Origin of the sequence: Paenibacillus sp. ACRRY, from assembly GCF_022346995.1 — a bacterium.
In the GTDB taxonomy this organism is placed as follows: Bacteria; Bacillota; Bacilli; order Paenibacillales; family Paenibacillaceae; genus Paenibacillus.
This window is the reverse complement of the sequence record NZ_JAKRNM010000022.1, coordinates 1-14,883: the sequence shown is the minus strand read 5'-3', so window position 1 is coordinate 14,883 and position 14,883 is coordinate 1. Positions and strand designations below refer to the sequence as shown.

18 protein-coding genes are annotated in these 14,883 nt (G+C 47.6%); 16 read left to right on the top strand and 2 right to left on the bottom strand.

Annotated features, from left to right (window positions below; all coding sequences use genetic code 11):
* Positions 1–5: 5 nt before the first annotated feature.
* On the bottom strand, positions 6–92 hold the full coding sequence (locus MH144_RS31140) for a putative holin-like toxin (protein WP_371121677.1): 87 nt from the start codon (positions 90–92) through the stop codon (positions 6–8).
* A 473-nt stretch (positions 93–565) separates the two neighbouring features.
* Between MH144_RS31140 and MH144_RS30085 the strand changes: the two genes are divergently transcribed.
* A complete protein-coding gene (locus MH144_RS30085) occupies positions 566–769 on the top strand; it encodes a hypothetical protein (RefSeq protein WP_239305810.1) in 204 nt (67 codons plus the stop codon).
* A gap of 22 nt (positions 770–791) precedes the next feature.
* Positions 792–1,607 (top strand): DUF4393 domain-containing protein, encoded by an 816-nt coding sequence (locus MH144_RS30080; RefSeq protein WP_239305809.1) that lies wholly within the window; start codon positions 792–794, stop codon positions 1,605–1,607.
* 375 nt (positions 1,608–1,982) lie between these two features.
* On the opposite strand, the gene MH144_RS30075 is transcribed toward MH144_RS30080, so the two are convergent.
* Positions 1,983–2,213 carry a helix-turn-helix domain-containing protein gene (locus tag MH144_RS30075; RefSeq protein WP_239305808.1) on the bottom strand — a complete coding sequence of 77 codons (231 nt, stop codon included), beginning with the start codon at positions 2,211–2,213 and terminating at the stop codon, positions 1,983–1,985.
* Positions 2,214–2,428: 215 nt separating this feature from the next.
* On the opposite strand from MH144_RS30075, the gene MH144_RS30070 reads away from it, so the two are divergent.
* From MH144_RS30070 to MH144_RS30005, 14 genes are all read left to right on the top strand, one after another.
* Complete coding sequence (locus MH144_RS30070) at positions 2,429–2,716, top strand: hypothetical protein (protein WP_239305807.1); 288 nt, start codon at positions 2,429–2,431, stop codon at positions 2,714–2,716.
* Between the two features lie 128 nt (positions 2,717–2,844).
* Positions 2,845–3,057 carry a hypothetical protein gene (locus MH144_RS30065; RefSeq protein ID WP_239305806.1) on the top strand — a complete coding sequence of 71 codons (213 nt, stop codon included), beginning with the start codon at positions 2,845–2,847 and terminating at the stop codon, positions 3,055–3,057.
* On the top strand, positions 3,057–3,416 hold the full coding sequence (locus MH144_RS30060; protein ID WP_239305805.1) for a hypothetical protein: 360 nt from the start codon (positions 3,057–3,059) through the stop codon (positions 3,414–3,416). The genes MH144_RS30065 and MH144_RS30060 overlap by 1 nt, the downstream gene beginning before the upstream one ends.
* Before the next feature lie 135 nt (positions 3,417–3,551).
* Entirely contained in the window at positions 3,552–3,902 is a 351-nt protein-coding gene (locus tag MH144_RS30055; RefSeq protein ID WP_239305804.1) for a hypothetical protein, read from the top strand.
* Positions 3,903–3,951: 49 nt separating this feature from the next.
* On the top strand, positions 3,952–4,299 hold the full coding sequence (locus tag MH144_RS30050) for a hypothetical protein (RefSeq protein WP_239305803.1): 348 nt from the start codon (positions 3,952–3,954) through the stop codon (positions 4,297–4,299).
* 437 nt (positions 4,300–4,736) lie between these two features.
* Entirely contained in the window at positions 4,737–5,474 is a 738-nt protein-coding gene (locus tag MH144_RS30045) for a helix-turn-helix domain-containing protein (RefSeq protein WP_239305802.1), read from the top strand.
* Positions 5,475–5,718: 244 nt separating this feature from the next.
* Positions 5,719–6,690, top strand: a complete 972-nt coding sequence (locus MH144_RS30040) for a phage antirepressor (RefSeq protein ID WP_239305801.1) — start codon at positions 5,719–5,721, stop codon at positions 6,688–6,690.
* A 63-nt stretch (positions 6,691–6,753) separates the two neighbouring features.
* Entirely contained in the window at positions 6,754–7,749 is a 996-nt protein-coding gene (locus tag MH144_RS30035) for a hypothetical protein (protein WP_239305800.1), read from the top strand.
* Positions 7,750–8,125: 376 nt separating this feature from the next.
* The gene (locus MH144_RS30030) at positions 8,126–8,620 is read left to right on the top strand and encodes a hypothetical protein (RefSeq protein ID WP_239305799.1); all 495 of its coding nucleotides are present in this window, start codon (positions 8,126–8,128) and stop codon (positions 8,618–8,620) included.
* Entirely contained in the window at positions 8,617–9,135 is a 519-nt protein-coding gene (locus MH144_RS30025; RefSeq protein WP_239305798.1) for a hypothetical protein, read from the top strand. The genes MH144_RS30030 and MH144_RS30025 overlap by 4 nt, the downstream gene beginning before the upstream one ends.
* 413 nt (positions 9,136–9,548) lie before the next feature.
* Positions 9,549–9,935: a phBC6A51 family helix-turn-helix protein gene (locus MH144_RS30020; RefSeq protein ID WP_239305797.1), complete on the top strand. Its 387-nt coding sequence runs from the start codon at positions 9,549–9,551 to the stop codon at positions 9,933–9,935.
* 722 nt (positions 9,936–10,657) lie between these two features.
* The gene (gene terL, locus MH144_RS30015; protein ID WP_239305796.1) at positions 10,658–12,427 is read left to right on the top strand and encodes a phage terminase large subunit; all 1,770 of its coding nucleotides are present in this window, start codon (positions 10,658–10,660) and stop codon (positions 12,425–12,427) included.
* A 13-nt stretch (positions 12,428–12,440) separates the two neighbouring features.
* Positions 12,441–13,892 (top strand): phage portal protein, encoded by a 1,452-nt coding sequence (locus tag MH144_RS30010; protein ID WP_239305795.1) that lies wholly within the window; start codon positions 12,441–12,443, stop codon positions 13,890–13,892.
* A 161-nt stretch (positions 13,893–14,053) separates the two neighbouring features.
* Positions 14,054–14,734, top strand: coding sequence for a phage minor capsid protein (locus tag MH144_RS30005; protein WP_343226138.1), 681 nt, complete (start codon positions 14,054–14,056; stop codon positions 14,732–14,734).
* Positions 14,735–14,883 lie beyond the last annotated feature (149 nt).

Genomic DNA, 14,883 nt, shown 5'->3' with positions numbered 1-14,883 from the left:
GGAGGCTATCGCTTTTTTTGTGTCAGGGAAAGTAGACCAATAATAACTAATCCAAACTGCAACATGATCGTGAGAGCTTCGTATGTACTCATTTAAATCACCTCCCATCTCTATTCTAAAATTATACAGTAGATTCTATGTTGGTCAATTGTTCGCATAAAAAGGGGAACAAAATATGATAGGGATGCTTCTATTAACTCGTTGACACTTCCGTAGTATAAGTGGTCTATCGTATTTCTTTCAACGCGCAAATTCGACGATTTTTACTAAGTGGCAGACGAATTACATATACTGGATAAAGACAGGTTTTTGTCTACATTTGGCTGGTTTCTGTCTACATATTGATTGTTTTTGTCTACATTTAATATGATTAATTCAACATTTTTAAGCTCACCAAGTATGCTCTTATCTATCATTATCTTTATAATTCTCCTCCTACCTCCCGTTTTCGTTTGGCACCTATCACGTGTTTATTTCAATGGCTGAAGTCGCGTCAAATAAGCAGGAAAATTGCGCCAATTTGTCGAAGTATTAACGTAATCCACAACGAAAGGACTACGTCTATATGCGCAAGAAATCGCAGTTCATGCGTCCCCTAACATCCGATATCCAACTTTACACCGCGCAAATGGACCGCACGCCTATCGTTATATTTATCGACGCGGAGCTCGTTGGCAGCGGAGTGATCGAGGATATTTCGGAAATGAGCGTTGCAGTGAAGGGCGAACGTTATATGCGCGGAGTCTGTACGTTTAAATACGCGGGATAAGTTCAGTAGAGGAGTATGATATATGGCAGCAGAATGGCTAACTAGTCTCGTTCAATCCATTAAAGTTCCCTCCGATATCGCTAAATCAGCATTAGGACCGTCAGCCGAAAATATAGGAAAAGGACTGGGGAATATATTTTACTTAGTCTTTTCTCCTCTTGAGAAAGCCCATATTAGGAAAGAGGCTGAAATAAGAAAATTTAAAGAAGAAGTAGAACATGAACTATCCCTAATCGCACCTGAAAAAATAAAAGAACCACCGCTAAACATTGTTGGTCCAGCAATCGAGGCTGCAAAATACTATATTGAACATGAAGAAATTAGAGGTTTGTTTGCAAAACTTCTTGCCTCTGCTATGGACAAAGATAAAGAGAAATTTGTACATCCTTCGTTTGTGGAAATCATAAAACAACTTTCCCCCTTAGATGCTCACCTGGTAAAAACATTATATAATAGATCAAATATGGGGTCTGGTCATCTTATACTAGACATATACTCTAATAACTCTGCAGTCATTGTCTATAAATACATCTTTCCTATTGAATCTATGGACAGCACAAATATACGTGAATATTCCACCTCAATGGATAATCTAATTCGGCTTGGTTTAATATCAGTTGACCAAGATCGTTCGTTTGCTAAGAAGGAACGGTATGAAGTTTTTGATGATTATCCACTAATAGCTGAATTAAAGGATAAAATTGTTGAGGATCATAAATCATTGGGAAGTATCGGTGCTAGGTTTGTACATACCTCTTGGCTATTTACAGACCTCGGCCAAAATTTTTGCTCTACTTGTTTAAGCTCACTATCAGAGGAGCAAATAGAAATATCATGATATTAAGAGGAACCGCAGCCCACACGCAGGGTTAGCGGTTCTTTTGCGTTCGCGGGCTTTTTGTTGTTGTGGCGGTCAAAATGGTCGACGTCGACCATTATTACGGTGTAAACCCGGGTTTACATCCCCACGTGGGGCAAATCGTGCGACATCGCATGGTTTAAATACGACGACATCGTCGCTTTCGGTTACGTGTATACCCAGATATACATAGAGACGTCGCCAAGTTTACGTAACGACGTCGTTACATCACGTACAATCTCCGTCAAATCCACGTACATATAGCGCGACCTGCCCGTCCGGGTACGTTCCCCTTACCGAAGCCTAAACACGCTGATTCCACGGTAATTCCACGCAAAAAGAAAGAGCCCTATGTTAGCGGCCCTCTCCGGTACTTTCTTTGGCATTCGTGACATGCTCTATAATATCCTGAACACTAACATTCAAAGACTCACAAATCTTATCCAATGTATCAAATTTTATCCCATCAGTATCTTCATTATAGAGTTTAGTTATCCCGTTCCTATGTAATCCGGTCATACGTGAAAGTTCTGCAATGCTGATACGTTTCTCGCCCATTATACGGGAAAGATGGACTTTAATCATGTGGGTTCCTCCATCAAATGAACACTAGATAGAAAATAATATTGATTGAAGTGTTGACAATGCACACTACGGTGTATATAATCGAAATCAAGTAATGCACACTGCGATGTGCAAATAACCTATCTCAGTGTTGAATATGTATACTGGTTAATACGTTAATAGTACCAAACGGTTTCATGTTAAGCAATAACATTCACGCAAGGAGGAACGCAACTATGCCGAAAATCACCGTAGTCACTAAAATCGCAGACGGCGACGACAACTATCGCATTGAATACGAAGGTACTTTAATAGACGATCGCCACGCGCTATACGTTGACCCTACATATAATCTCGTCATCCTGGAACGCGTAGGCTTTGACGGAACAGAATACGTCACAACTGGCGGCAGCGGGTCCATAATATTCGATCTTCCGATAACTGACGTCAACCTTATCGATAATATCCGCGACATAAGCGCAATGGAACTACTAAATAAACTAATCCGCAGGGAGGAAACGTAAATGCAACTTACCGTTAATAATACCCAAACTACGTCTAACAACATTGAATCGAGCGCCTATGGTCGGAGGTTTTTGAAGCTACTCCGCGCAGTCTATTGCCTTATTCTGATCACGAAGGAGATCGTAGCATGAGCCGCCGTCCCGTTCACCTTTACCGCTGTGTCGTCAATTTCAACCAATCAACGCGCATGTTCTACGTAAACAGTGTTCGCCAGCTCTCCGACGTTGAAGTCCGTTTCCGCGCGGTAGAAAAGGGAGTCAGTAACGCAAATGTTTCCGGGCTTAGCGTATCGGCAGCCGACATCGTAGCTATCGACTTTGAATATCGCGGGGTGATGTAATGAACGCGCCGATCAGTCTTGAATTGGCTTCTATGGTACTCGGCCCTTTTGATGAGGAACACCAATATGCTTTATATGAAGGTTATGTATTAAACGAACGACACATTTTTATTCTCGACGATGGCCAACTTTGGCTGCGGCAGGTCCATAAAGCGCCTCACCTCGATCACCTTTACCTAGATGGAGATTCCGGCGGAATGATTATTGCTAATGAAGTCGAAGGAATGGACATCCGGGAGCTCGTAGAGAAGATCATAAATGAGCTGCGTGGAATGAACGGTCTCCAATTTTTGATCGATGTCTTGCTGTGGACTCCGGATCGCGGAGATTTAAACCTTAAACTCGAAATCCTTCGATAATACCGCCTGACGAGCGCCTGTTTTAGCGGAACAGGGCGAAACCTAACGGGCCTTGGCTCGGACGGTCGCGGATATCCGCATGCATCATGTAACAACGTACTGTAACCGAAAATTCAAGTGAAAGGAGGGAAGGGGATGTCAAAACCAACGCAGAGCTACTTCGAAACACTGAATGCAGTACACGCGGAATTAGCCGAGACTTACGCAATTCTTAACGTCAAGCAGTCCGAATTGGATCGTGAGGTTTCCGCTATTTCTCACGAAATTGAACGCATGGATCTCGATCTGGAAGATGGTTACGGTGTAGCTACTCGGCTGCAGGAAACATTACGACGCCGCAGAGTTGTTAAGGACGAGCACAAACGCGTATCTTTACTGATTCGTGGGCTTACGCAACTATCGGTTGACTACCGCAAGAATGAAGCGAAGTCCAAACGGATATGCCGCGAACTCAACGTGACTATGACGATCGCGGACGTAATGTAAGGCCAGAAAAAATAATAGCCGGAGGGCTTGATACTCAGGAGGTACAGATATGGCACACACGAATGAGAGTTTGACGCAATATCCTACTTGCACGGTAAACCACATCATTATCCCCGAAGATCCTTACACTTTTCCTGCAATCCTCGCAACACCTGATACTGCTGTTCTTTATGATCCTGAAAGACCCGGTTACGTAGAAATAGCCCGCGTCAAGCCAACGCAGGCACCAAACGTTTACCTTTGTAACGACGCTACGATCGTCTTTCAATGGACCGAAACTCCTGCCGAATTTGTTGATAAAATCCTCAATATGAGCGCCTTTGAGTATATGGCCTACGTTTTCTATACTTCTTTCGATGTGCCCGAAGTTATGCCGTCACCTACTGCGGTAGCCTGATGACGCGTTATGTCTGCGGCAAACGCATCGACAATCGTCTCTACGTCCGTACTTTGGGCGGTAATTGGATTGATATACGACTACTAATCGCTTAATTTGCTATGTCCGTATCTTCCGACGCCAATCGGAGAATCGCCATGCGGATACTTAAACGCTGAGTAACGCCAATTGCTCGGTTGAACTATCTGCCGGTTCGCGCCAACGTTCCGGCATTTCCTTAGAATATTCCGCGGCACGAAGGCGGCAACCTTCGTTCAGGCAGCGCGTTCACATATATCGAGTGTAAGCGGGAACTTACGCTCTGAACAAATTGCGGAGGGAGCGGCGATTGGCTATCGCATAGGCGCGCTCTTTTCCGTTGTTATATCCAGTAATACGCAAGATAACGGACAAGGTTTCGTTTTTTGAGTAAAAAGATTTTCGGAGGTAATCAACATATGAGCAGCGGGATTGTACGCGTATCGAAGAGGGACAGCGGTTATATGATCGTGGACCCGTATTTTCTTTCGGACGGGCGTCTGTCCTGGAAGGCGAAAGGTCTACTTTCTTATTTGCTGTCAAAACCGTCAAACTGGCGCGTGTATGTGAGCGACCTGGTTAAACGTTCTACTGATGGTAAGGATGCGGTTTACTCCGCGTTACGCCAGCTAGAGAGCGCGGGCTACGTAGAGAGGACGCGCATAAGAGACGAAGAGACGCAGCGGATCACAGGCGTAGAGACCGTCGTATATGAGCGGCCAATTACGACTGATGAGCCGTCGGATATTCCACAAACGGAAATTCCGGATATGGAGAAATCGGATAGGGAGAATCCACCCCAAGTATTTAATGATTTAAGTAATTATGATTCTAAGATGAAAGAAGTAGAGAGCGCGGAGGAAATTTTACAAACGTTGTCTCAAACACTTCGAAAGATCCCGCTAAACGAAACGGCGACACTTTACGATCATCATTTCGAAGATATTTACGCTATGTTAAGCCGGAGGGTAGGCGATAATATTCGGTGTAGCACGATAAGGGTGGCTGGTGAGCGTTACTTCTTCCGCGTGGTTGATTTGCGTACAGGCTTGCCGAATCCGGAGCTATACAGTCCGATCGGGATGTTTTACGAAGCGTACAAGGAGGCAGAAGCAGAGAGAAAGGCGCGGGAGTTTAGAGAAGGTGGGCACTATTAGAAAAAAAACAAAAAAAAATAGACAAAACTCTTGCATAGCTGAAAAAGTGTGCTATACTGAGACTTAGACTCTATTTTTTCCTAAAATTATATCAATCATATCACCTTACACTAATAGTATACCGCGTATCAAACCTAAAGTCAACCCCTTACGCGAAATTAAGCATTATTTAATAACATCGGCCACGCGCCGTTAACATATAGCACTACGTCAACACCACACTAAACGAATGGGAGAGATGTACATGTTAACTAACCAACCGAAGGTATTCGATCACGAGATGTTTGGGAGCATCCAGATTGTAACTATCGAGGGTAAAGAGATGTTCGGTGCTACTCAAGTTGCATTGGCGCTAGGATACAAAGACCCCAACTCTGCGGTACGTCAGCACTGTAAATCAGAGGGGGCGGTGATTCACCCAGTCCTTACATCCGGGGGAACGCAACAAATGAAGTTCATTTCCGAGGGGAACGTCTATCGTCTCATTGCCCGATCAAAACTTCCCGGTGCGGAAGCCTTTGAGAAGTGGGTTTTTGATGAAGTTCTTCCATCCATCCGAGAAAACGGAATGTTTGCCACTGACTCGCTACTAGACGACCCGGATCTGCTACTTAAGACAGTAACCAAGCTCACAGAAGAACGAAGAGCGCGCGTAGAAGCTGAACAGAGGGCGGCATTGCTGCAGACGGAGACCGAAATTCAAGCGGAAATAATCGAAGAACAAGCGGAAGAACTCGTATATCTCGACGAAGTCATCCGCCCTGACGGAACGTTAACCGTGTTGCAGATCGCGAGCGACTATAGTATGTCCGCGCAGCGACTGAACAACATTCTGAATGGCGAAAGGGTCCAGCGGAAGTCCCGAAAACAGTGGTTGCTATACGAAAAGTACAAAACGAAGGAGGTAAAGGGCGAGCGTATCGTTAGGTCGGTGACGAGTCCGTATACGAACCCGAAAACGGGCCTTAAAGAAACGGCGACTAAAACGGAGTGGACACAGGCTGGTCGCATGTTCATACATGAGCTTCTCTTGGAACGTGGTTACATCCGTGAGACGGACGCAGGTTTCGTGGATACACGGAAATTGCCGCCATGCCCAACCGCTAAGCAACGGAAGCCGGCGGAAGTAATCGAATTCCCACGCCAGTCAACGAAGGAGACATATGTGCCCTACCGTCCAAAACTGACGCTCAACCTTCGTCCAGAAGCGCAGTAATCCGTATTCCGGCCGTGCCCTTCCCGCGCGGCCCCGTTTTTCCTACTATAAAGGAGGCGCAGTATGAATATAAAAGACGGAATCACAGCGTATCAGCAAAACGGAGACCTCGCGATCGTTGAACGCATTATGAAAGACGCGGCGGAGACGGAATTCCTCGAAAACCCAACGCGACGTTACCGATTTGTAGAGGGAAACGATGTCTCCATAGAGCTCGCACATCCCCATCAGTATATATCGTACCGAATACGTGCGATCCGGGAAAAAGCGGTAAAACACGCCTGGTACGTTCGGGAGCCTATTCGGTGGGCTTATGATGAACTCAACCGCCAGCTTTCGATTTTATACATCGATATGGGCTTCAATATACCTTTCGAGCCCGTCGATTGGGAGAAACATATCTACAAATACGACATTAATACGGAGCTACTAGAATGGCTACGTAAGTCAGACGAAGAGATCACTCAGGCATATGCCGAGCTCGGATCGGTTGCAAATTACCGTCTATATCGCCATGTATTAGCGCTGATTGAGCCGACAGAAGAGGCCGCTCGCCGCGAAGAGTCGCAGATCAGATCCGAGGTGATGGTCGATATGGAGGCGGCCCTAAAACACGTTCTCCATTACGTAGACGTTACGCGCTCAGACCAGGAGATTGTTAAATACGTCAATCAATCGTTAATGACGCGCTACTATGATGCGCAGGCTAAAAGAAACGGATTACGTAGATTTCGGAAAGGCGGCGCGGATCGCATGGTGCACCCCAATTTTATGACTCCGCTCGGAACAGTTCTGGGCGCAGAGATTGCGGAAGAGACCGTATGGCAACGAGTAGGTGGGCGACAGGCTGAGTTCTTACGGAAACTGGCCGAAGTTGCGGAAAAGGATATGATAGCGGGTGAGATGACAAAGTACGGGATGTCGAAAAATAAGTGTTACGTGATGTCAGGAGAGAGGGCTCAGGAAATAAGCGGCCTTTCATATAATGCTGCGAGGGCGAGATTAACGCGGATTAGAAAAAAAGTTTTCGCTCGGGGTACATCAAGTGTAGCACGTTGACGGTATATTTAGAACTTACGAGAGGTCAAAGCAAGGCTATCCATTATAATTTTATAACAAAATCCCGCACAAGTAAAGCTGATGCCGCGCTAACACAGGCGGTATACCCTTTGGGTAAATAAATCCTCTAAAAACGTCAACTTTTACCCGAGTTCGCGGGCAATAAGGGGAAAGTGTTATTACGGACTACCTTACATTTTACGCAATCTCCGGACTTAGAAGATAGAGACGAAAATTTATTGAGTGTAAAACACGATAAAACACCCTACTTTACGGGCAATAAGGGGAGAGTACTTTTCCACCACGTTAAGGCTACGAATGATGCGGGTATACTCCGCACGCCCTTACGTTAATCCAACGCTAAGGAGACGATAACATGGCCGATATCAGACGATTGTGGATGCACATTGAGTTTTACGTTAAGAAACGCGTAGATTTCAAAACGCTGGACCGTTTGAGTTCGGAGAGCTACGAAAAGTTTCTCACAAAAGCCGCGATCGAGGTATCGCGCGAAACGTTTCCCGCTAAAATCTTCGGTATTTCACGTGACGAGTTACGCGAGATGGTGCGTGATGTAATCGTGGATATTAGAGCAGAAAAGCACGTTCGTCCCGCGACAGATAAAGTCTATTCATACATTAATAGCGTCGGAGAGACGATCATTGTATACGCGAAGACTAAGAAGGAAGCCGGTGAGCTTATGGGACTGGCATCGTACGTTAATCCGCTCTATTGGGGTAAGAAGAGCACGATTAAACGTATATTGCAGGTTTACGAGGGCGGCCGAGCCGAGCTAGACAACGGAGAATGTCGCCAGATCCCGCACAGCGGACAATTTATAAATCTTTACGGTCACGGAGGTGCGGCATGAGCGAAGTAGTTAAGCCTCTTCCGAACGACAAGCGGGAGCTACTCGATAGTCCGGCGGGCTACGAGACGTACAACCGTGAGCTGGTGCGCAAGGTATTCCCGCGCATTATAAACGAGGCGTACGACGTAGTTTTTGCGGAGAGCCGACGCAAGCCGGAGATACGCGACATCGTTGCGTTTTATTTCCTCCTGCAGTCGTATATTGACGGCAACCATACGCGTGCTGACGGTACCTATAACGACAGATTCGGCGCGTGTTTCTTATCGTACGAAGCGATAATGGGTGCGCTTAGGATCGAACGTAACCGGGTTAAGCTGCTTGCGGACATCCTGGACACAAACGGGATTATCCGGAGCGCGAGTCATTACGAAGGCACGCGGCGATTTAAGTGGTATTTTCCGTCATACTGTCCGCGTATCACGGACGATGGCTATATAGTGGACGAGGACGGCGTCGTAATAATGCCGGACCACTCCGTATACAAGCCGCGACGGTCATCCGCTAAAGTTGCTTAGTAGGCGCTAGACATACTACCGGTGATATGCGCTAGACATACGATCCATAGTATGCGCTAGGCAGACGGTAAAGATAGAAAGAAGTAAAAGAGAAAGATGTAAAAGAGAAACAAAACATTACCGCTTCGGTTGATTTTGCTTCGCAAACTAAACCTCGCGGGACGAATAGGATTATATACCTTTATGCGCGTTATCAATTCAATAAGATACAAAGAACTGACAAGCAGGTGCGATCATCGAAAGATGTGAGCGCGAGGGCGAAAGCCTGAGCTTGTCTTTTTGTTTGTGCTTATACATGAAGATAACTCGAAGAAGAAACTCATGTAGGCAAGATCAAAAGAATAGCGCGGTATCTCTTACGCCTTGCCTGAGCGTAGGAGAGTCGTACTGTTCACGTAAAGGAGACGGTATATGTGGCGCTTAAACGCCTAGAGACGCATCACCTCATCGCACTTAACTACCTCGCGCAGCCTAAGCGTGCAGGTCTTACGATGGAGCAGATCGCAACGGAGGCTGGCGTCAGCCGCCAAGCGTTGTATGACTGGATGAAAGATGCGTTGTTCGAACGTGAGTTAAAGAAACAGATTACGCGTAATGTACTCGATCGGATACCCGCAGTGACCGACGCAATGGCACAAGCAGCTATCGAGGACCGGAATGCAGCGGCTGCCAAGTTGCTACTAACTATGACGGAGATGCTTACGGAGAAGATCGACGTTACCAAGACGGATGCAACTACGCTTGACCGCGAAGAGCTGGACCGTAAGCTCGCGGAGTACCAAGCAAGACGCGGAGTGTAAAGCGGATAGATGACGTGTGTTTAGCGCGTCATTATATGAAGGAACGCGATGGAGTGCGTATGTACTGCGGTTGACAAGACGTCAATTACATCTACTGCGCGCTCCTGGCGCGTGACCCTTCGGAAATTTTCGTTTTGCCTTCGTAATTCACCACGTCACAGTACGAAGGGTTATTCACTCCTCGGTGAATGACGCTGTATAACGTGTGAATACGCAAGGGCAATGACACCGGGAAATGACCGTATACATTTCCAACTACTAACGGGCGTAATCCGCATAGCACTGCGGGTTGTACGCGTTAATAACTGGAAATGTATATGCGATGTATAACGCGTGATTATGCAACGCCAGTAAACGTAGGCGGGGCGCAGGTTTGCGGAGCGGACTAGTGTCTAGTATCTGGCTTTTGTGCACAAGTCCGTGTATAACGATGAATAAACGGAAGGCTTACGATTATGCAATGCGGATGAATAATCGCAGTGATTCCGGAAGGGTCAGCGAGTGAGAGGGCGGCCCACCCCCCCTCGACCCCTAACGACCGCCTCAACTGGTGCCGGAAAAATCCGCGTATCAAAATTAACTTTGGACTTGCAATGTCCCCGTAGTTTTACCGTGCTTTCAGCGTGTATTTAGCGCGTTTAACCAAGTCCGAGTGTATTCGGTAGGGTCACGCAACAACAGCATTATTTCACGCTGAAAATTAGCGAAGAGGAGGCGGAGTCATGGCGTGGGTAAACGATCGGTGGGTCGATAGAGATGAGCGCGGACAGATTATCGATAGATTAGACGCGTTAATTCACGCGATGACTGCGGAAGGTGTTCCGGAGTTACTAACGAGTGAGGAAGAGGCGGAACTGGCGCAGTACCTCGACGAATCAGAGCGATTGTCACGAATCCATAGAGCGGAAGCCGACCTCTTATACTTCGCGCTCGAATATTTCTCGGAGGTACATAATCCTGGCAACGCGGGTAACTGGGACGGATTTGACGTTGAAAGTGTCGAAGATTCACCGTCATTTCACCGTGAAATTTGCGAGACAATGGACGATGTATCCATGCGGGAGATAAATGCTAAGGTTGTTCGTGCGGCGCCTCGTTCACACGCGAAATCATCGTACTTATCAAAGGCATTCCCATTACGCGAGATCGCTTATAGACATCGTAAATATATCATCAACATATCGGAAACGCCTGCGGTATCTACCGGCAACCTTGAGTGGATTGCGAATCAGCTCAAGAGTAACGCGAAACTACGCGCAGACTTTGGTCCGTTACTGAATCCTAAGCAGCAAATGAACCCGAAAGATAACTCCTCAGAGTTTGTTGCGTGGGAGCCTACAGCGGATGGCGGCCAGCGTCAGTTAACGAAGATGGAGGCCGCATCCAGTAACCAGGCATTGCGTGGACGTAACTGGGAAGGTGTACGGCCTGACCTGATAATCTGCGATGACTTGGAAGACATACGATCTAACGCGGCCACTCCGGAACTGCGCCAGAAGATGCGCGATTGGTTCTCGCAAACGGTGGTACCGCTAGGAGATCCGAAAGGTAAGCGAACGGCCTTCGTATACATGGGAACGGTAGTGCACGCGGAGTCGTTGTTAAGAACGGTAATGAAGCGGTCAGACTTTAACTCGAAACTGTACAAGGCGCTGATTGAAGAACCGGAGCATACAGAATTGTGGGAAAAATGCCGCACAATATACTTGAATCCTGACATCGAGGACCGAGTTAAGGCCGCTCGAGCTTTTTACGAAGCAAACCGGGAGGAAATGGACAGAGGAGCGGTCGTACTTTGGCCGGAAGTTCAGCCATTGTGGGCACTGATGACATGGAAATGGGCTAACGGATCAAAAGCGTTTAACACGGAATATCAAAATACTCCGATCGATGAAGAATCGATGATATTTAACCCGGAATTGTTCCGGTATTATGATGAATCTGACCTAATTGATTCATTCGGTCGAGAACTTCCGCTTGATTATTACGCTTTCTGGGACATAGCGCAAGGCAAAAGCTCGCGTTCCGACTATAACGCGATCGTGACGGTCGGTATAGACCGGAACACTCGTGTAATGTACGTAATTGAGGCATGGGCGAGGAAATGCGCAGCTCATATAGCGTTAGAGCAGGCGGTTGAGATTATCAAACGCTACGGACATAAGGCTTTTGCGGTGGAGACGGTCGGTGCACAGCATGACATGTATCGGCAACTGAGCGAAAGATTACGGAAAGAAGGCATCGGAAGCGTACGCCTCAAGGCGGTTGTGTCCCGTACAAAGAAAGAAATACGCATTGAATCATTGGAGCCGCTTATCGAGAGCGGTTTTTTGCGTTTTAACAGATCGCACAGATTGTTGCACGAGCAAATGGAGCAGTTTCCCTCCGGAACTCATGATGACTTACCGGATTCTCTTGCTGGTGCAGTAGAGGCTGCAGGAGGCGGGGCAAGACGGGGAAGATCGTGGAGCAAAAAACCTAAAGGACTATAGAGGAGGCGTCGCATTGTTTGAGGTTGGTAAGATGTATCCGCCAAAAGAACACAAGGAACGGGTAGACCGATACAGGGAAAACGCGGAGCTTGTCAGATGTAACGCTGATTTGATAAAAAGGCTGAGCGAAGAAATAGAAGTTGATCCGAAACGCTATATCTACGCTAACTACGCGGGATTGATATGCAAGAAAGCTGCCGATTTGCTATTCGGAGACTCTCCGATTTATAGCGCGGGAGAGGAAGCCTCAGCGGAGCAATCAGCACTGGACCGGATAGTCAAAGAAAATACGCTTAATACGACAAACTACGAAATGGCTCACGGAAATGCTTACCGCGGAGACTCGTTTTATAAGATCAAATGGGCGCAAGAATATCGCGGAATCTTACCGGAATCACAAGATCCTTATCGCGCGGTGATTGAATCACAGAATGCGGCGTACGTCTTTCCGGAAACAGTGCCCGGCAATGCTAAAAAAGTCGCGGCGTACCACATAGCTGTCCCAATTGCCTTTACTGAAGAAGGACGGATTCGCTGGGAGCTGCAGGTTGAAACGCATGTTCCAGGAGAGATTACGTTTTCCAAGTTCGAAATGACCGCATTGACTACGCGAAATGATGAAGTTACCTCGTGGACTATTACGAAGGAGTTGGAAGACGTTGAGGCACCGCTTAAAACTGGAGTGCCCGCGCCTCTTATCGTACACGTTCCGAATTTCTCTTTCGATGATACATGGAGCGGATTGGACGATATAAGCGAGCATAAGGCTCTGTTCCGTGAGATTAACAATCGGTTGACTCAAATTGCATCAATCTTGGATAAGCACGCGGACCCAATTTTAACTGTTCCGGCAGGAGTTTTAGAGGATGGTCCGGACGGAGTGCCTCAACAAAGAGCTGCTTACGCTAAAGTCTTTGAGGTCATAGACTCAGGCTCGGTTGTGCCTCAATATGTCACATGGGATGGTCAGCTTGAGTCGGCGTTTAAGGAACTCGACAAGCTCATAGACACGCTCTTGACCACATCGGAGCTTCCACCCATTGCGTTAGGGAAGGAAAATGCAGGTACTAGTGGCGCGACAGGACTCGCGGTCAAATATCGCATGAATCCTTTGCTCTCTAAAATAGCGCGGAAACGTCAGTACTTCGACAAGGCGCTCACAGAGGCACTTTTTATTGCCCAACTCCTTGATCAGGCACAATCTAAAGCTAGCATCGACTACACGCCAACAAAGCCGCACATTATCTTCTCTGACGGACTTCCGACGGATGACCGTGAGCAGGCAGAAATTGCGCAAATCCGTACCGGCGGCAAACCGACGATGTCCGTACGCGACGCAGTTAAACGCCTTGACGGACTCACTGATGAGCAGGCGGAACAAGCGATGAGCCGCATCGATGACGACGAGAAACGGACGGTCGGCACCGTCGACAGCACGATATTTAACGAAGAGGTAGTCGTATAATGGAGCGGATTCCTGATCCGAACTATGACCGCGATATTAACCATCTCGTCGACGCCTATAAACGCGGAATCCTCGCAATCGCAACTGAATTATCACGCCTGGATGTCTCCGATATATCACGCGCACATGCAAAGGCCGCTCTCGCTGAGATTGCGGCTATTTTGCGTGGTTTAAACGCGGAGTCGGCCGCCTGGGTTGCGGAGTATGTTCCGAAAGCTGCAACGGACGGGGTGGCGCGAGCAATCGTCGGACTCGGCGTTGCTAATACGATAGCCGAAGCGGAGAAGATCGTTAAGTTTAACCGGATTAACCGTGAGATGGTTGCGTCGGCTATTGCGGATACACAAGCGGATTTGCTCGCGGTGACGCAGAACATCGATCGCCGAGTTCGCCAGGCCGTTCGCCAAGCAACTGCGGAGTCCTTTCGCGCTAACATGGCGTCGGGCATTAACGGCCGCCGGACAATTAACGCGGACACGCTCGCGGGCATTCGTAAGACACTCGGCCAGGCGACAGATACCGGCATTATTGACGCAGCAGGACGGCGTTGGAAACCGGAAGTATACGTCGATACCGTGACACGTACGAAACTTAATTCCGCGCACCGAGACGCAACGATAAACGAGGCGATCGGACGCGAAACATATTACGCGCAGATATCAAGTCATGGCGCAAAAGATGCGTGTCGTAACTGGGAAGGCCGCATCATCAAGTTAGTACCGGATGCTCCCGGAGATTATCCGTATGTAGGCGATCTACCTCGTCGCGAAATATTTCATCCACGTTGTCGTCACGTGCTTTCTCCGGTACGCAATCCGGAAAATATCGGAGGAGGAATTTAGATGGCGCATGATTCACGCGCGAGATACAGCGCGAGGAAGGCACTTACGCAGGCAGAAAAAGCAGGGAAGCAGCAGGGCTTTCTGTACAACGGAGAAACAGGTTTGTCACGATGGCGTTCAGCACTAGCCAAAGTAGCAAACGGCGATAT